Here is a 16,674-nt window from a genome sequence, read left to right on the forward strand (position 1 = left end):
GGGGCCGGCCGCTGTCCGTGGCAGCGGCCGGCCCCCGTTCGGATGGCCCCTCAGGAGAGCGTCGCGCCCCAGCGGCGGAGGTCGAACGTCGGGTGCTGGGCGGCCGCGTTGGCGTCGCGCCAGATCCGCTGGACCGGTGCGTCGTCGTAGATCACGGCCGAACCGGACGCCTCGTACACCGCGTTGACGACCTCCCGGCACCGCGTCCCCGCGTACGCGATGTCCCGCCGCATCCGGGCCCGCTCCTCGGCTGTGCCGCCCGGCGTGGAGGAGGCGGCGAGGGTGTCCAGGTCGGCGAGGAGCATCGCCCGTGCGGTGTCGACCGTGGCGGTGAGCGCGGACACGTCGAGCCCCGAGGCGTCGCTCGGGGAGCCCGCGTAGGCGTCCAGGGCCGCCCGTGCCGCGCCCAGGAGGACGCCCGCGAGCGCCACCGTGCCGACGGCGGCGAACGCCATCCGGTACGGGGTCGTCCTCGGGCGGCCGTGGGGTGCGGGGCGGCCGGGGTCGAGGGCGCTGAGCGGGAGCACGCGGTGGTCGGGGACGAGGAGTTCGGGGACGGTGAACGAGCGGCTGCCCGTACCGCGCAGGCCGCTGGTGTGCCAGTCGTCGATGCCCACCGTCCGCTCCTGGGGGAGCAGCATGAAGTGGGGTGCCGGGTCGGCTCCAGGGGCGGGCGGGGCGCTCACCCCGGCGACGATCCACTCGGCGTGGTCGATGCCGGAGCAGAAGCGGCCCCACATGCCGCGCAGCAGGTAGCCGCCCGGGACGCGTCGGGCGGGCGGGCCGCTGAGGCGGAGCTGGAGGGCGACGCGGGTCGAGGGGGCGGAGAACACCTCCTGGCGTGCCTCCACGGGGAACTGCGCGACCGTCCAGGTGTTGCCGCCCATCACCGCGCGTACCCACCCCACCGACGCGCAGCCCCGGGAGAGCTCCTCCGTGGTCAGCAGGGCGGTGGCGAAGCCGAGGCCGCCGCCGCCCCAGACACGCGGGGTCAGGACGTCGAAGAGGCGGGCGTCGTCCAGGAGGCGTACGGCCTCCGCGGGCAGGGTGCGCAGCCGGTCGGCCTCGGCCGCGTACGCCCCGAGGCGGGGCGCGATGGCGCGGGCGGCGGCGACCGCTTCGTCGTGCGAGGCGGGCGGGGCGGGCAGGCGGGGGACGTCATCGGGGTGCCGCGGGGCGGCGCTCTGCGGATCGGTCCGTACGGAGGCGGTGGCGGCGGTCACGAGAAGCTCCAGGGGGGTGTGGGCCGGGCGCAGCCGTCGTGGGTGAAGTAAGGGGAGAGCGCGGGGTCCTGGGGGAGGGCGGCGATGTCGGTGACCACGGCGCGGGCGGGGATCCCGGCCGCGTGGAGGCGGCCCAGCCAGGCGGCGGTGGGGGCGGTGGCGAGTTCGGCCGGGGTCGTCCCGGCACCCGCGCCGACCGCGATCAGGCCGTCGGCGGTAGGGGCGACGAGACCGGCCTCCGCGGGCTGCGTCCCCGGGGCCTCGTCCAGGCCGCGCAGCAGGGGCCGCAGCAGCACCCGGGAGGCGCCGAGCAGCGAGGAGTCGACGCGCAGGCGGCCCGTCGCCGCGCCGGACTCGCGGGCCAGCAGGGCCGCCAGGACCGATTCGGCCGCCAGGTGGCCGCCCAGCACGTCCAGCAGGGTCACCAGCGAGGGGGCCGGGGTCCCGTCGGGCGTCGTGACGGTGTCGGCGACGCCCGACCACGCCTGGACCATGGGGTCCGTCCCCGCCGGGCGCGGTCCGTCGGGTGCGCGGTCCCAGGCGGAGGCCCAGGCGTAGATCAGCCCCGGGCGGGCGCGGGCCAGGTCCTCCTCGTCGAGCCGGAGCCGGGCCGCCTCGCCCGGGGCCCAGGTGTGCAGGAAGACGTCCGCCTCCGCCACGGTCTCGGCGACCGCGCGGCGCCCCGCCGCCGTACGGATGTCGGTCTCGCGGACCTCCTTGCCCGCGTTGAGCGCCGTGAACCGGGCCGAGACCCCGCCCGCGAGCGGCGCCGCCCCGCGCGAGGGGTCGCCGCCCGGCTGCTCGATCCGGATGACGTGGGCCCCGAGCGCCTGGAGCACGGAGGTGGCCAGCGGGCCCTGGACGCCCCGGGTGGACTCGACGACGCGCAGGCCGCCGAGGGGGAGTTGGGGGAAGCCGGTGTGGGGGCGGGAGGAGGTGTACGGGGGTGCCGGGAGCCCGTCGCGCTCGTCCCGGGGGAGTTCGCGCAGCTCCCAGGGGTCGTCGTCGTACCGTACGTCGCTGTCGGCGCGCCGGTCCGCGAGCGTGCGCAGGGCGCAGAGGCCCATCCCGGTCCGCTCGGCGACCAGGAGGAGGTCGGCGTAGCGGTGGCGGGCCGCGCACTGGGCGAGCGTCGTGATCAGCGGGGCGGCGGCCCGGGCGTGGCGTGCGGCGAAGGCCCGCCAGCTGTTGGCGATGTCCTTGGCGGGGGCGCCGACCGCCTTCCAGAAGTCGCGCCACGGCTGGACTTCGAGCGCCTCCACCTCGAAACGCACCCCGTCGGCCGAGAGGAACGGCGGGCGGGCGGCCCGGCGGTAGGGCGGGCTGGGGACCTCCTCCGCTTCGTCCCCGGCGGTGGCGGCGGCCACGTACGGGCCGAGGGAGAAGAGGGCGGCCTCGGTCACGCTGACCCGGGCCGAGCGGACCGGGGTGCCACGCAGGCCGGAGAGGGCGGCGGCCAGCAGGGCCTGGGTGGCGACGACTCCGGTGAGGGTGGAGAGGTAGTCGGTGCCGAGCGGGCGGGGGCCGCCGTTGGCCCGGCCGTGGAGGGCCATGAGGCCGGTCGCGGCCTGGGCGGTGGTCTCGTCGAAGGGGGTGGGGTCCCCGGCGGGCCAGCCCCGCAGGGTCAAGTCCGTGCCCCGGGCGTGCGGGCCGCTGAGCCCGATGACGGTCTCCGGGCCGGCCGTGGCGTACCGGTCCTGCGCCGGGGCCGCGCTCCCGTCCGGGTGCCAGGGGCCCGAGCCGGGCCCGAACCGGGCGCCGAGCCGGGTGAGGTGGTCGCGGACGACCTCGGTGGCCGTGGCGAGGCCGGCGGGCGGGGCGGGCGGCAGGTGGACCAGGTGGCCGCCGAGCGGGAGGGCTTCGCTGGTGGTGAGCGGGGAGAGCGGTGGCGCGGATGTCAACGGGTCCTCCGGGATGGTCCGGTGGTGGTGTCCGGGGGCGGGCGGCGCGGGCGGGCGCGGGTCGGACGACCGGAGACGAGTTATTAGTTAGGTTAGGCTAACCATACTCATCTTGGTGGCGGGGTGGAGGATTTCAGCCGGATCAGGCCGCGCGGCGGGGGAGTTGAGGCCAGGTGGGTCCGAAGGGTGGAGCGGGGCTGAGTCCGGCCCGTACCGAGGAGTACAGTCTCCGACGCCCTGGCACGCCCGTCCCGGTGCGGCGACGCTCCGGACGGCGGGCGGCCCCACCCCCGTACCCCCAGGTGACCGATGTCCGGCATAGCCGAAGCCTCCGAACGAGCCGAACAGGATCCGCGCGACCGCACGCGGACCGATGAGCGGGCAGATCTCGACCCGGATGTGTGCGAGAAGCGCTCCCTGCGGCTCAGACGCAGGCTGGAGCGGCTGATCGGGATCGCGGCCACCGAGGGGAACTCGCTGCTCCCCCTCCGCAACGGCGACCAGATCTTCGGCGCGATGCTGAAGGCGATCCGGTCCGCCGAGCACACCGTCGACATGATGACCTTCGTCTACTGGCGGGGCGACATCGCCCAGGAGTTCGCCGAGGCGCTCGCCGACCGCGCCCGGGCCGGCGTCCGGGTCCGGCTGATGCTGGACGGCTTCGGCTCCCGGCTGATCGAGAAGAGCCAGCTGGACATGATGGACGAGGCCGGGGTGACGGTCGCCTGGTTCCGGAAGCCGCTCTACCTCTCGCCGCTCAAGCAGAACCACCGCTGCCACCGCAAGGTCCTCATCACCGACGAGTCCACCGCGTTCACCGGCGGCGTCGGGATAGCCGAGGAGTGGTGCGGTGACGCGCGCAACGAGCACGAGTGGCGCGACACCCATGTGCAGGTCCGCGGCCCCGCCGTGGACGGGCTGGCCGCCGCCTTCGCGCAGAACTGGGCCGAGTGCCAGGACGAGCTCTTCGACGAGCGCGACCGGTTCGTGGCGAGCGACCACCACGGTGACGCGGTCGTCCAGGTCGTCCGCGGCTCGTCCTCCTTCGGCTGGCAGGACATGCAGACCCTGATCCGGGTCGTCCTCGAATCCGCCGAGGAGCGCATCCGCCTCACCACCGCCTACTTCGCACCCGACGACTACTTCACCGGGCTGCTCTGCGCCGCCGCCCGGCGCGGGGTGGAGGTCGAGATCCTGCTGCCGGGCCCGCACACCGACAAGCGGGTCTGCCAGCTCGCCGGTCAGCGCTACTACGAGGAGCTGACGGCGTGCGGGGTGAAGATCTACCAGTACCAGCCGACGATGATGCACACCAAGACCGTCACCATCGACCGGGTCGCCTCGCTCATCGGCTCCACCAACTTCAACCGGCGCTCCCTCGACCACGACGAGGAGGTCATGCTCGCGGTCCTGGACCAGGACTTCACCGACGCGCTCGACAGCCACTTCGACGAGGACCGCGAGAAGAGCGTGCTGATCGAGCGGGGCCGGTGGAAGCGGCGCGATGTCCTCCAGCGGGTGCGGGAAGCGGCCGTCGTACCGATCCGCCGCTACCTCTGAGCCGGGCGGCGGGGTGTGGGCGGGGGCTGACCGGGCAGGCGGGGAGAGCAGCGTCCGTCTTAGCGTCCGTCTTGTGAAGGGAAGGGCCCATGAGCGTCTCAGCCGACACCTCGCCGGCACCGGCAGCCGCGGTGATCACCGAGCCCCTGCCCGACCTCCAGCTCCAGCTGCTCATCCAGCTCCTGGACGAGGACCCGCGCTCCAGCCTGCCGCTCACCCTGACCCACCCCGGCGGTCTGCTGCACGGTGACGTCATCGGCCACGAGCAGTGGAAGGCCGAGTGGTCCAGGAGCCTGCGCCAGGTCGAGGGTGAAGGCGCCAACCTGCTGGCCGAGTTCCCCGAGACGGTCGACCAGGGCGTACGGGAGCTGCACGGCCGGGAGCAGGACGCGGAGACGTCCCGGCTGCCGCGCTGGATCCACCTGCGGGACGTGACGCTCCTCGGCGGCGCCATGAGTGCGGTCTCGCTGCCGCTGTGGCGCGGACGGCTCGCGGACGTGTCGGGGTGGGCGCTGGGGCGCCCGCAGTAGGGGGACGGTCGGTCCACTCCTGGGGCTGCGGGATCACCGCGACTGCTGGGGCCGCGGGACGACGGCGACTCCTGGGGCCGCGGGACGACGGCGACTCCTGGGGCCGCGGGACGACCGTGACTCCTGGGGCTGCGGGACGACCGTGACCCCTGGAGTTGTGGCGTGACCGCGGCTCCTAGAGTTGCGGCATGACCACCGACAACGGCTTAGCCACCGGTACCCCGGAAACGCCCGTCACCTTCATCAACGTCTTCGAGATAGCCGCCGACGAACTCGACGCGTTCGTCGAGAAGTGGGAGGAGCGGGCCCGTCTCATGCGGGACAAGCCCGGCTTCATCGACTCCCGGATGCACCGGGCCCGCTCGACGGACTCCCGCTTCCAGCTCGTCAATGTCTCCCACTGGGAGAGCCAGGAGGCGTGGGAGGCAGCCACCGCCGACCCCGACTTCGCCTCCCGGACCCGGGCCGCGCGCGAGGAGACCCGCCGGCCGGTCACACCGAACCCGGCGGTCTACGACGTCGTCGTGGAGCTCACCGCGTCCTAGGGACTCCTGGCTCCTGTACGCGAACGGCCCCGGCACCTGTCTGTTCCGCAGGTGCCGGGGCCGACGCGCGTACGGCAGGCGCCGTCAGAGCCGCTCGGGCGTCCGGATGCCGAGCAGCGCCATCCCCTGGTGCAGGGTCCGGGCGGTCAGCTCGACCAGGAAGAGCCGGTTCTCGACGACCTCGGGCGCGTTGTCCGGGCTGAGCACCTGGCACTGGTCGTAGAACGTGGTGAGGTGCGACGCCAGCTGGTAGAGGTACGCGGCCAGCTTGTGCGGCTCGTACCCCGACGCGACCTCGGAGAGCACCTCGCCGAACTGGTCCAGGTGCAGGCCGAGCGCGCGCTCCGCCGGGGCCAGCGCCAGCTCCGGGTGGGCGGCCGGGACCGCGTCGCCCGCCTTGCGCAGGATGGACCGGATACGCGCGTACGCGTACTGGAGGTACACCGACGTGTCGCCGTGCAGCGACACCATCTGGTCCAGGTCGAACTTGTAGTCCCGCACGGCGGAGGTCGACAGGTCCGCGTACTTCACGGCGCCGATGCCGACGTACCGGCCGTTCTCGACGATCTCCTCCTCGGACAGGCCCACCTTCCCGGCCTTCTCCCGCACGACCGCCGTGGCCCGCTCGACCGCCTCGTCGAGGAGGTCCTCCAGCCGGACCGTCTCGCCCTCACGGGTCTTGAACGGCTTGCCGTCCTTGCCGAGGACCGTGCCGAAGGCGAGCTGGACGGCCTTGACGTCCCCGTTCAGCCAGCCGGCCCGGCGGGCCGTCTCGAAGACCATCTTGAAGTGCAGCGACTGCCGCACGTCCACCACGTAGACCAGGGTGTCGGCCTTGAGGTCCTGGACCCGGTTGCGGATCGCGGAGAGGTCGGTGGCCGCGTAGCCGTAACCGCCGTTGGTCTTCTTCACGATGAGCGGGACCTTGTTGCCGTCCGGTCCCTTGACGTCGTCGAAGAAGACGCAGAGCGCACCCTCGGAGCGGACGGCGACACCCGTCTCCTCCAGGATCCGGCAGGTCTCCTCCAGCATGTCGTTGTAGCCGGACTCACCGACGATGTCGGCGTCGCGGACCTCCATGTCGAGCTTGTCGAAGACCGAGTGGAAGTAGATCTTCGACTCGTCGACGAAGCCCTGCCACAGCTCCAGCGTCTCGGGGTCCCCGGCCTGGAGGGCCACCACCCGGTCCCGCGAGCGCGCCTTGAACTCCTCGTCGGAGTCGAACAGCGCACGCGACGCCTTGTAGACCCGGTTCAGCGTCGACATCGCCGCCTCACCGTCCGCCGCGTCACCCTCGTGCTTCAGGGCGCCCGGGTGCTCGGTCAGATACTGGATGAGCATGCCGAACTGGGTGCCCCAGTCGCCGATGTGGTGGCGCCGGACGACGCTCTCGCCGGTGAACTCCAGGATCTTGACCATCGCGTCGCCGATGACCGCCGACCGCAGGTGGCCGACGTGCATCTCCTTGGCCACGTTCGGCTGGGCGTAGTCGATGACCGTGGTGCCGGCCGCCGCGTTCACCGGCACGCCGAGGCGGCCCTCGGTGTCGGCGGCCCGGGCGGCCAGCGTCTCGACGATCGCCTTGTCGGTGAGGGTGACGTTGAGGAAGCCGGGTCCGGAGACCTCGATGTCCTGGATCAGCTCACCGGCCGGGAGGGCGGCCGTGACCTGGCCCGCCAGCTCCCGGGGGTTGCCCTTGAGCTTCTTGGCGAGCGCCAGGATGCCGTTGGCCTGGAAGTCGGCCCGGTCGCTTCGGCGCAGCAGCGGGTCCGCGGCGCCGGCATCCGGCAGAGCTGCCGTCAGGGCGTCCGCCAGCTGCTGCTGGAGCGTGGAAGCGAGGGAAGGGACCGAGGCCATGGCTGGCTGCCGTTTCCGTAGGAGGTACAGGGGGTCGCCCTTGGATGACCAAGGGTTTCCTTGGAATACCAAGGGTTCTCCCGAGTATCCCACGGGGCGTAAAGCCGTTTTCGCGCTACGGGGGGTAGCTGGGAGAATGGTCGGTAACCCACTGGGACCGACAGACGAGAGAAGGACGTGCCGACCGTGGCCGAGAGTCAGACCAGCACCGAGACCGACTGGGTCTCCCGCTTCGCGGACGATGTCATCGCCGAATCGGAGCGTCGTGCGCCTGGCAAACCGGTCGTCGTCGCCTCCGGGCTCTCCCCGTCCGGCCCGATCCACCTCGGCAACCTCCGCGAGGTCATGACCCCGCACCTGGTCGCCGACGAGATCCGCCGCCGCGGGTACACCGTGCGCCACCTGATCTCCTGGGACGACTACGACCGCTACCGGAAGGTCCCCAACGGGGTTCCGGGCGTGGACGCGTCCTGGGCCGAGCACATCGGCAAGCCGCTGACCTCGGTGCCCGCCCCCGCCGGCTCCGCGTACGCGAACTGGGCCGAGCACTTCAAGGCCGCCATGACGGCGGCCCTGGACGAGCTGGGCGTCGAGTACGACGGGATCAGCCAGACGGAGCAGTACACCGCGGGCGCCTACCGCGAGCAGGTGCTGCACGCGATGAGGCACCGCGCCGACATCGACGCCGTACTGGACCGCTACCGGACGAAGAAGGACCCGGCGGCCGCTGCCGCCTCTCAGAAGAAGAAGCCGCAGCAGCAGAAGAAGGTCGACGAGGCCGAGCTGGAGGCCGCCGAGGGCTCCGGCGCCGCCGACGAGGACGACGGCAGCGGCAACAGCGCCGGCTACTTCCCGTACAAGCCGTACTGCGGCAACTGCGAGAAGGACCTCACCGTCGTCACCTCCTACGACGACGACACCACCGAGCTGAACTACACCTGCTCGGCGTGCGGCTTCGCCGAAACGGTCCGGCTCAACGAGTTCAACCGCGGCAAGCTGGTCTGGAAGGTCGACTGGCCGATGCGCTGGGCGTACGAGGGCGTGATCTTCGAGCCCAGCGGCGTCGACCACTCCTCGCCCGGCTCCTCCTTCGTCGTCGGCGGCCAGATCGTCCGCGAGGTCTTCGACGGCGTGCAGCCCATCGGGCCCATGTACGCCTTCGTCGGCATCTCCGGCATGGCCAAGATGTCCAGCAGCAAGGGCGGGGTCCCCACCCCGGCCGACGCGCTGAAGATCATGGAGGCGCCGCTGCTGCGCTGGCTCTACGCCCGCCGCAAGCCCAACCAGTCGTTCAAGATCGCCTTCGACCAGGAGATCCAGCGGCTGTACGACGAGTGGGACTCGCTGGGCCGCAAGGTCGCCGACGGCACGGTGCTGCCCGCCGACGCCGCCGCGTACGCGCGGGCCGTCCGCACGGCGGCCGGGGAGCTTCCGAGCACCCCCCGCCCGCTCCCATACCGGACGCTCGCCTCGGTCGCCGACATCACCGCCGGCGCCGAGGACCAGACCCTGCGCATCCTCAGCGAGCTCGACCCGGAGAACCCGCTGACCTCGCTGGACGAGGCGCGCCCGCGCCTGGACCGCGCCGAGAACTGGATCACCACCCAGGTCCCGGCCGAGGCCCGCACCATCGTCCGCGACGAGGCCGACAAGGAGCTCCTGGGCTCCCTCGACGACCAGGGCCGCGAGTCGCTGCGCCTCCTCCTGGAGGGGCTGGACACGCACTGGTCGCTGGACGGGCTCACCACGCTCGTCTACGGGGTGCCGAAGGTGCTGGCGGGCCTGGAGCCGGACGCCAAGCCGACGCCCGAGCTGAAGGCCGCCCAGCGGTCCTTCTTCGCCCTGCTCTACCGGCTGCTCGTCAGCCGTGACACGGGGCCGCGTCTGCCCACGCTGCTGCTCGCGGTGGGGGCGGAGCGGGTGCGCAGGCTGCTGGGCGCGTAGCACCGCCGTAGGTACGAAAAGGGGCCGCCGCCCGGGAACTCCTCCCGGGCGGCGGCCCTTTCGCCTTCCGTACGTACGCTGCGTGTCAGGCGCTCTGGTCGGCCGTGGCCCGCTGCATGTAGAGGTTCTTGAACTGCGGCATCAGGTCCAGGAGCAGCGCGGTCGAGCGCGGGTGGTGGACGTCGCGCCGGTCGGCCAGGTGGATGTCGAGGGTCTCGACGTTCGGGAACTCACCCACCTCGTCCGTGTACGCGCTGAACTCCTCGTACGCGCGGTCGGCGAAGTCGTTGTCCTCCTGGGACCACTCCTCCAGCTGCGGCGCGTCCTCGGGGCCGGGCGCGGGCACAGCGGGCGGCTCCTCATCGGCGGCCTGCTGCACGGGCTGCGCCTGCTGTACGGCCTCCGGCGTCTCCTGGGGCTCTTCGCGGCGGGGGTGCGGGACCGCGCCGATCGTGCCGACGTTGCCCAGGGGGCGGGTGCGGCCGGGGCCCAGCGGGACGGCGGCGGGCGTGGGCTCCAGGCCCTCGGCGTGGAGCGGGTCGTACGCGCTCGCGTGCGGGCCCTCGGGGAGCTTCTGCGCGGCGAACCAGGGGCTGTCGTGGGTGGGCGGGACCTGCGGGGCCTGCTCGGGGAGTTGGGCCTGTGCCTGGAGCTGCTGGGGCCCCTGCTTCTGGAGGGACGTCGGCTGTTGCTGCTGAGGGTGCTGTTGCGGGTGGGGCTGGGCCTGCTCCTGCTGCGGCACCTGCTCCTCGCGCCCCTGCCCCTGCTCGTACCCGTGCTCCTGGCTCTGCTCCAGGCCCGACACCCGGTCCTGCTCCCGCCGCGGCTCGTACGGCAGTTCGGCCTTCGGGGCGGGCGGCAGCAGGGCCGGTTCGATGCCGGCGGCGGCGAGCCCGGCCGGGGCGGTCTCGGCGAGCGGGACGCCGTACTTCGCCAGCCGCAGCGGCATCATCGACTCGACCGGCGCCTTGCGGCGCCAGTTGCGGCCGAACCGGGCCTGGAGGCGGGCCTGGTAGATCAGCCGCTCCTGTTCGAGCTTGATGACCTGCTCGTAACTGCGCAGCTCCCACAGCTTCATGCGCCGCCACAGCTTGAACGTCGGTATGGGGGAGAGCAGCCAGCGGGTGAGGCGCACGCCCTCCATGTGCTTGTCGGCCGTGATGTCCGCGATCCGGCCCACCGCGTGCCGGGCGGCCTCCACGGAGACGACGAACAGGACCGGGATCACCGCGTGCATCGCGGTGCCGAGCGGGTCGGGCCAGGAGGCGGCGCCGTTGAACGCGATGGTCGCGGCGGTCAGCAGCCACGCCGTCTGGCGCAGCAGCGGGAACGGGATCCGCATCCACGTCAGCAGCAGGTCCAGGGCGAGCAGGACACAGATGCCCGCGTCGATGCCGATGGGGAAGACCAGGGAGAACTGGCCGAACCCCTTGGCCTCGGCCAGCTCGCGCACGGCCGCGTAGGAGCCCGCGAACCCGATCGCGGCGATGATCACCGCACCGGCGACGACGATCCCGATGAGTATCCGGTGTGTGCGTGTCAGCGGTATGGCGGCCACCGGCGCTCCCCTCCCCGACTTCTGCTCTCCGTCCGGCATCCACGTCCGGCGCTGGCACAGCCTGGCACATGTGTGCGAGTCGCGTTGCGCGGGGAGGGGCGAAGCCCGGCCCTCGGTGGAGGGCCGGGCTCCGGAAACCGGTGTGCGGCCTGGGAGTTCGGGTCTCCGGGCCGGCTCAGGTCACGACTTGGGCGTGGCCTCCGACGCGGGCTTCTCGTCGCCCTTCTCGTCGCCCTTCTTCTCTTCCTTCTTGTCGTCCTTCTTGGCATCCCCGGCCGACGGGGACGCCTCCGCGCTGCCGGCACCGGCGGTGGCGTCGACCTTGCCGACCGCTTCCTTCGCCGCCTTCTGGGCGCCCTTGAGGATGTCCGCCGCGGAGGGGGTCTTCGCCCCCGCGTAACCGGCGCCGTTGTACGTCAGGGTGACGACGACATTGCCCGTACGGGCCACGACCGTGGCGTACTCGAAGTCCTCGTCCGTCTTGTTGAGCTTGTACGTGATCGCCGTGGCCTCGTCGCCGATGCCGGGGGCGGCGGCCGCGGCGGCCTTCTGCGCGCCCTCGCTCGCCTTCTCCTTGGCCACCTGCTTCGTGTAGTCCTCGGTGGCGCGCGCGGCGCCGCTGCCCAGCGCCTGGTCCGAGTCGAAGCGGGTGAAGGCGACGGACAGCCAGCGGTACTGGGAGCCCTTGACGCCCTTGTCGTCCAGCCCGTTCCACGAGCAGCTGCCGCGCACCGAGAGGTCGCTGGAGCGGCCGGCGGTGCCGCCCTTCTTCTTGGCCTCGGGCACCAGGTCCTTGACCGTGTTCTTCGCGATCGAGGTGCAGGCGTCGGGCAGGTCGGTGAACTTCGCCGGTTCGACCGCGGGCTTCGTCGGCTCGGCCCCGGCGGAGTCGGACGACGAGGAGGAGCCCGCCTTCTTCTCGGCGTCGGAGCCGGAGCCGGAGTCCGACGAGCAGCCGACGGCTACGAGCATCACCGGAACGGCGGCGCAGGCGAGTATGCGGGACAGTCGCGGAGCTGATCGGTGCATGGTTCCTTCACTCGGACGGCACGGAGGTCTCGTTCGTGGTGCCACGTTACGACGGGCGGCGCCCCCGCGGCGCCCTCGTCCCGGCCCCGGACGGCCCGCGGACGGGCAGCCCGGAGGGCCCGTACGCGCCCCTACTCGCTGATCACCTCGGCCAGCTTCCGGGCCAGTGCCTGGGCCTTGTCCTGCAGTTCCTTGCTGTCGGGCACCTTGGTGACGAGGGCCGGCTGCTCGCCGTACCGGACGGTCACGATCACGTTCGATGTGCGGAATACCACGCTCACCGTGCGGTGCTGTGCGGTGGAACCTGCCCGGGTGAGGAGATCGTCCAGAAACGCCGCATCTCCGAGCCCGTCGACCACCCGCGGCCGCAGATCCTCGTCGCCGCCGCCCGGCGTTCCGGGGGTGCCGGATGAGGTACCGGCGGAGGCGGAGGGTGAGGGATCCGTCGAGCCCGTGCCGTCACCGGCCTTCCCGGTCTCCTTCTCCTGCCCCTTCTCCCCTCCGCCCGTGCCGGTCGGCGCGCCCTTCTCCGGGGCTGTGCCGGTCGTGGAGCTCCCCGGCAGCTCGGCGGCGTTCTCCTTCTTCACGTACAGGGAGCGGGCGCGGTCGTCGTCGCTCACGAGGGGGTCGTACGACACGACACGTTCGAAGTCGATCGAGAGGTTCCGGGAGGAGTCCGGGGCGTCGGCCTTCCAGCTGCAGCCGACCTTGCGGTCGGTGTCGTACGTGATGGTCGGCGACCCCCGCAACGCCTTCTCCTGCTGCTGCCGGGGCAGCTCCGCGACGCCCGGGAGCAGGTCCTTGAGCGTGGAGGAGGGTACGGCGCGGCAGGGCGCGGGCAGGGTCCGGTACTTGCCCGGGGGCGCGGTGGTGACGGTGGGGCCGCCCGGCTTGCTGTCGGCGTCGGTGGCGCTGCCGTCGGAGCCGGCACTGCAGCCGACGGCGAGCGCTGCGAGGAGCGCGACGCCGGGTACGTACGCCATGTGTCGCACCGTCCCAGGCTCCCTTCGGTACGGAAAACATGTTGCCGCTCGGAGGCGGCCGATGGACACAATGTGTATCGCACGCGCCGCTGTGAATGCCCGTCGGCCGACTTATTTGCCGACCTTGGGCCCGGTTTTGCGCTTTCCGTCTTTTCGGGGGAATCTCGGGGGAATCGAGGAGTTATGTCGTACGTAGAGGTGCCGGGGGCGAAGGTCCCCATCCGTATGTGGACCGATCCCGCGTCGGTCGAGGACGTGGCGATGCAGCAGCTGCGGAACGTGTCCACGCTGCCCTGGATCAGGGGTCTCGCCGTCATGCCGGACGTCCACTTCGGCAAGGGGGCCACGGTCGGTTCGGTGATCGCGATGCAGGGCGCGGTCTGCCCGGCCGCGGTGGGGGTCGACATCGGCTGCGGGATGTCCGCGGTGCGGACGTCCCTGACGGCGAACGATCTTCCCGGCGACCTGTCACGGCTGCGCTCCAAGATCGAACAGGCCATTCCGGTGGGCCGCGGGATGCACGACGAGACCGTGGACCCGGGGCGGCTGCACGGGTTCCCGACGTCCGGGTGGGACGACTTCTGGGGGCGGTTCGACGGGATCGCGGAAGCGGTCAGATTCCGTCAGGAACGTGCCACGAAGCAGATGGGAACGCTTGGATCGGGCAACCACATGATCGAGTTCTGCTTGGACAGTGACGGGAGCGTGTGGCTGATGCTGCACTCCGGCTCCCGGAACATCGGCAAGGAGCTGGCCGAGCACCACATCGGCATCGCGCAGAAGCTGCCGCACAACCAGGGCATCGTCGACCGGGACCTGGCGGTGTTCGTCTCGGACACCCCGCAGATGGCCGCCTACCGGAACGATCTGTACTGGGCGCAGGAGTACGCCAAGTACAACCGCGCGATCATGATGGGGCTCTTCAAGGACGTGGTCCGCAAGGAGTTCAAGAAGGCGAAGCCGGTCTTCGAGCAGGAGATCTCCTGTCACCACAACTACGTGGCGGAGGAGCGGTACGACGGAGCGGACCTGCTGGTCACCCGCAAGGGAGCGATCCGCGCGGGCTCCGGTGAGTACGGGATCATCCCCGGCTCGATGGGCACCAGCTCGTACATCGTGAAGGGTCTCGGCAACGAGAAGGCGTTCAACTCGGCCTCCCACGGAGCCGGTCGCCGGATGAGCCGGAACGCGGCCAAGCGGCGCTTCACGGTGCGCGACCTGGAGGAGCAGACGCGCGGTGTGGAGTGCCGCAAGGACTCCGGTGTCCTGGACGAGATCCCGGCCGCGTACAAGCCGATCGAGCAGGTCATGGAGCAGCAGCGGGACCTGGTCGAGGTCGTCGCGAAGCTCAAGCAGGTCATCTGCATCAAGGGCTGAGGTGAGGGGCGTCGTCGCCGGGGGCGGCGCGCCCCTCACCCGTGCTCGGGGCGTCTACGTGCCCGGCGGAACGTCCTCGGGGCGCTGGACCTGCCCGGTCTTCAGCCGCCAGAGGCGTACCGAACAGGAGGCCAGCGACGAGGCAGCCGTTTGCTTGCGCGCGAGGGAGAGGCAATCCGGGTAGTAGAGGTGCTCGGCCAGCTGGACGGCCGCCTCCTTGGTGTAGACGACGTTGTAGACCCCGTCACGGGCGTTCCGCCCGATCTGCCGGGCGGCTCCCGTGACGACCTTGGCGTATCGGCACAGGTAGGCGCCGACGGCCTTTCCGGCCTGTGCCGGGTGCCAGGTGGCCGTCGGCCTGGAGGAAGCCGAACATGTAGGCATAGCGGGGATCTTCAAGATCCATGAAGCTCGAAGTGGCACGTGTGGTGGATGGCGCGGGTGCGGGAGCGCCGATCTCGAAGAGTGCGGGCGCGCTAGGGTCGTGTCCAGCCACGGGAAGCCCTACTTCCTTGGTGGTGAGGCCCTCGGCCGGGACGCCAATCCTGACCGGGGGCTGCTGCGTTCTGGTGCGAACGACCCTAGGCAGCGCATGCGGCGACCGGGCGGGTGATCGGCGCTGATCACCCGTACGAGTGGTCGACGGGAGGCGGGGGCCTCAGAGCACGCGGTGGACCTTCGTGTTGGAGGCCTGGGCGCGGGGGCGGACGACCAGGAGGTCGATGTTGACGTGGCTGGGGCGGGTGACGGCCCAGCCGATGGTGTCGGCCACGTCCTCGGCGGTGAGGGGGGCGTCCACGCCCGCGTAGACCTTGGCGGCCTTCTCGGTGTCGCCGCGGAAGCGGGTGGTGGCGAACTCGTCGGTCTTGACCATGCCGGGGGCCACCTCGATCACGCGGACCGGGGTGCCGACGATCTCCAGGCGCAGGGTCTCCGCGAGGACGTGCTCGCCGTGCTTGGCGGCCACGTAGCCGCCGCCGCCCTCGTAGGAGGAGAGGGCGGCGGTGGAGGAGAGGATCACGATGGTGCCGTCGCCGCTCGCGGTGAGGGCGGGGAGCAGGGCCTGGGTGACGTTGAGGGTGCCGATCACGTTCGTCTCGTACATCTGGCGCCAGTCGGCGGGGTCGCCGGTCGCGACCGGGTCGGCGCCCAGTGCGCCGCCCGCGTTGTTGACGAGGAGGGCGAGGGAGCGGAAGGCGGTGGCGAACTCGTCGACGGCCGTGCGGTCGGTCACGTCCAGGGCGTAGGCCGTCGCCTCGTGGCCGGCCTCGGTGATCTCGGCGGCGAGCGCCTCGATCCGGTCCTTGCGGCGCGCGGTGAGCACGACCCGGTATCCGGCGGCGGCCAGGGTGCGGGCGGTCGCGGCGCCGATGCCGCTGCTCGCGCCGGTGACGACGGCGATGGGGGTGGCGGTCATGGCGATCTCCTCGGGCAGTTGATCGGTAACGGGAAAAGAATAGGCAGCCGTTGCCCGCCCGGCCCGGGTGTCCCAGGTTCGCGATACGTGACCTGCATGACGCGCGTGGGCTGTGCGGGTGGGTAAGAGCGCGTCGAGTTCGTCCTTTCATCGGGTTATCGGGTGGTATCCGTATCTTTCGGGCATGGGACTGACGCGTAAAGGACTGCTGAGGCCGCTGTCCGCCGCCGTGGCGATGGCGGCGACGACCGTACTGGCGGCGGGCGCCGCCGCGGCGCCTGTTGATGTGGACCCTGTCGATGCGGCGTCCGCTCCGGGAGCTGCCGCCGCCCCCGCCGCCCCCGTGCCCCGGGCGGACCTCTCCCATCACGGGCACGTCTCCCTCTGGGGGGACCACATCGCGATCCGGATCCGGTCCGAGAACCGGGGGCCCTCCGATGTGACCGCCTCGACCGTACGGCTGCGCTTCTCCGCGCCGCTCGCCGCGAGCCAGGAGTTGCCGTACGGCTGCCTCCGGGGCGGCAAGGCGACCGTGCTCTGCGAGACGGGCGGGCTGCGTTCCGCCGGCGGGGCCCGGCAGACCGCGCTCGACCTGACGCTGGCCGGCAGCCCCGACGAGGTCGTCGTACGGCTCGACACCGTCTGGAGCGGCGGGGCGCGGGACACGGACCGCACGAACGACGTGCACGAGGTGCTCGCGCCCGCCACCGGGGACGCGTACGCCTTCTGAGCCGGTCCGGGTCCGGTGGG

The 16,674-nt window shown here is 72.0% G+C and carries 14 protein-coding genes; 6 read left to right on the plus strand and 8 right to left on the minus strand.

The window, feature by feature from the left end; genetic code table 11:
- Window positions 1-50: 50 nt before the first annotated feature.
- Both IF17_RS0132230 and IF17_RS0132235 read right to left on the minus strand, forming a co-directional pair.
- Complete coding sequence (locus IF17_RS0132230; RefSeq protein WP_030573775.1) at window positions 51-1,223, minus strand: acyl-CoA dehydrogenase family protein; 1,173 nt, start codon at window positions 1,221-1,223, stop codon at window positions 51-53.
- Window positions 1,220-3,124, minus strand: coding sequence for a CoA transferase (locus IF17_RS0132235; protein ID WP_030573777.1), 1,905 nt, complete (start codon window positions 3,122-3,124; stop codon window positions 1,220-1,222). Before IF17_RS0132235 ends, IF17_RS0132230 begins: the two co-directional genes overlap by 4 nt.
- 309 nt (window positions 3,125-3,433) lie before the next feature.
- On the opposite strand from IF17_RS0132235, the gene IF17_RS0132240 reads away from it, so the two are divergent.
- From IF17_RS0132240 to IF17_RS0132250, 3 genes are all read left to right on the plus strand, one after another.
- A complete protein-coding gene (locus IF17_RS0132240; RefSeq protein ID WP_030573780.1) occupies window positions 3,434-4,684 on the plus strand; it encodes a phospholipase D-like domain-containing protein in 1,251 nt (416 codons plus the stop codon).
- A gap of 89 nt (window positions 4,685-4,773) precedes the next feature.
- A complete protein-coding gene (locus IF17_RS0132245; RefSeq protein ID WP_030573783.1) occupies window positions 4,774-5,214 on the plus strand; it encodes a hypothetical protein in 441 nt (146 codons plus the stop codon).
- Between the two features lie 188 nt (window positions 5,215-5,402).
- On the plus strand, window positions 5,403-5,759 hold the full coding sequence (locus IF17_RS0132250; RefSeq protein WP_032772926.1) for an antibiotic biosynthesis monooxygenase family protein: 357 nt from the start codon (window positions 5,403-5,405) through the stop codon (window positions 5,757-5,759).
- 84 nt (window positions 5,760-5,843) lie between these two features.
- Here the strand turns inward: IF17_RS0132250 and argS are convergent, their stop codons facing one another.
- Entirely contained in the window at window positions 5,844-7,616 is a 1,773-nt protein-coding gene (gene argS / locus IF17_RS0132255) for an arginine--tRNA ligase (RefSeq protein WP_030573790.1), read from the minus strand.
- Window positions 7,617-7,793: 177 nt separating this feature from the next.
- On the opposite strand from argS, the gene lysS reads away from it, so the two are divergent.
- A complete protein-coding gene (lysS, locus tag IF17_RS0132260) occupies window positions 7,794-9,560 on the plus strand; it encodes a lysine--tRNA ligase (RefSeq protein WP_030573793.1) in 1,767 nt (588 codons plus the stop codon).
- An 85-nt stretch (window positions 9,561-9,645) separates the two neighbouring features.
- Here lysS and IF17_RS0132265 read toward each other — a convergent pair whose 3' ends face one another.
- The 3 genes from IF17_RS0132265 to IF17_RS0132275 all read right to left on the minus strand — a co-directional run bounded on the left by IF17_RS0132265 (window position 9,646) and on the right by IF17_RS0132275 (window position 13,130).
- Window positions 9,646-11,118, minus strand: coding sequence for a DUF2637 domain-containing protein (locus IF17_RS0132265; RefSeq protein WP_030573796.1), 1,473 nt, complete (start codon window positions 11,116-11,118; stop codon window positions 9,646-9,648).
- Window positions 11,119-11,298: 180 nt separating this feature from the next.
- On the minus strand, window positions 11,299-12,147 hold the full coding sequence (locus IF17_RS0132270; RefSeq protein WP_030573798.1) for a hypothetical protein: 849 nt from the start codon (window positions 12,145-12,147) through the stop codon (window positions 11,299-11,301).
- A gap of 131 nt (window positions 12,148-12,278) precedes the next feature.
- Window positions 12,279-13,130 (minus strand): DUF3558 domain-containing protein, encoded by an 852-nt coding sequence (locus tag IF17_RS0132275; protein WP_030573801.1) that lies wholly within the window; start codon window positions 13,128-13,130, stop codon window positions 12,279-12,281.
- A gap of 183 nt (window positions 13,131-13,313) precedes the next feature.
- On the opposite strand from IF17_RS0132275, the gene IF17_RS0132280 reads away from it, so the two are divergent.
- Complete coding sequence (locus tag IF17_RS0132280; protein WP_030573804.1) at window positions 13,314-14,507, plus strand: RtcB family protein; 1,194 nt, start codon at window positions 13,314-13,316, stop codon at window positions 14,505-14,507.
- Window positions 14,508-14,561: 54 nt separating this feature from the next.
- On the opposite strand, the gene IF17_RS1000000138175 is transcribed toward IF17_RS0132280, so the two are convergent.
- Window positions 14,562-14,891 carry a hypothetical protein gene (locus IF17_RS1000000138175; protein ID WP_237667092.1) on the minus strand — a complete coding sequence of 110 codons (330 nt, stop codon included), beginning with the start codon at window positions 14,889-14,891 and terminating at the stop codon, window positions 14,562-14,564.
- 274 nt (window positions 14,892-15,165) lie between these two features.
- Entirely contained in the window at window positions 15,166-15,924 is a 759-nt protein-coding gene (locus tag IF17_RS0132290) for an SDR family NAD(P)-dependent oxidoreductase (RefSeq protein WP_018512680.1), read from the minus strand.
- 184 nt (window positions 15,925-16,108) lie between these two features.
- Here IF17_RS0132290 and IF17_RS0132295 point away from each other — a divergent pair, with 184 nt between their 5' ends.
- Entirely contained in the window at window positions 16,109-16,654 is a 546-nt protein-coding gene (locus tag IF17_RS0132295; RefSeq protein ID WP_030573808.1) for a hypothetical protein, read from the plus strand.
- Window positions 16,655-16,674: the final 20 nt, after the last annotated feature.

Origin of the sequence: Streptomyces cyaneofuscatus, assembly GCF_000718135.1 — a bacterium.
GTDB lineage: Bacteria > Actinomycetota > Actinomycetes > Streptomycetales > Streptomycetaceae > Streptomyces > Streptomyces cyaneofuscatus.

What these genes read in the sequence shown, in the direction of transcription:
- IF17_RS0132240 (WP_030573780.1), top strand. Translation starts at nt 3,434, where the DNA reads ATGTCCGGCATAGCCGAAGCCTCCGAACGAGCCGAACAGGATCCGCGC.
- IF17_RS0132245 (WP_030573783.1), top strand. Translation starts at nt 4,774, where the DNA reads ATGAGCGTCTCAGCCGACACCTCGCCGGCACCGGCAGCCGCGGTGATC.
- IF17_RS0132250 (WP_032772926.1), top strand. Translation starts at nt 5,403, where the DNA reads ATGACCACCGACAACGGCTTAGCCACCGGTACCCCGGAAACGCCCGTC.
- argS (WP_030573790.1), bottom strand. Translation starts at nt 7,616, where the DNA reads ATGGCCTCGGTCCCTTCCCTCGCTTCCACGCTCCAGCAGCAGCTGGCG.
- IF17_RS0132270 (WP_030573798.1), bottom strand. Translation starts at nt 12,147, where the DNA reads ATGCACCGATCAGCTCCGCGACTGTCCCGCATACTCGCCTGCGCCGCC.
- IF17_RS0132275 (WP_030573801.1), bottom strand. Translation starts at nt 13,130, where the DNA reads ATGGCGTACGTACCCGGCGTCGCGCTCCTCGCAGCGCTCGCCGTCGGC.
- IF17_RS0132280 (WP_030573804.1), top strand. Translation starts at nt 13,314, where the DNA reads ATGTCGTACGTAGAGGTGCCGGGGGCGAAGGTCCCCATCCGTATGTGG.
- IF17_RS1000000138175 (WP_237667092.1), bottom strand. Translation starts at nt 14,891, where the DNA reads ATGCCTACATGTTCGGCTTCCTCCAGGCCGACGGCCACCTGGCACCCG.
- IF17_RS0132290 (WP_018512680.1), bottom strand. Translation starts at nt 15,924, where the DNA reads ATGACCGCCACCCCCATCGCCGTCGTCACCGGCGCGAGCAGCGGCATC.
- IF17_RS0132295 (WP_030573808.1), top strand. Translation starts at nt 16,109, where the DNA reads ATGGGACTGACGCGTAAAGGACTGCTGAGGCCGCTGTCCGCCGCCGTG.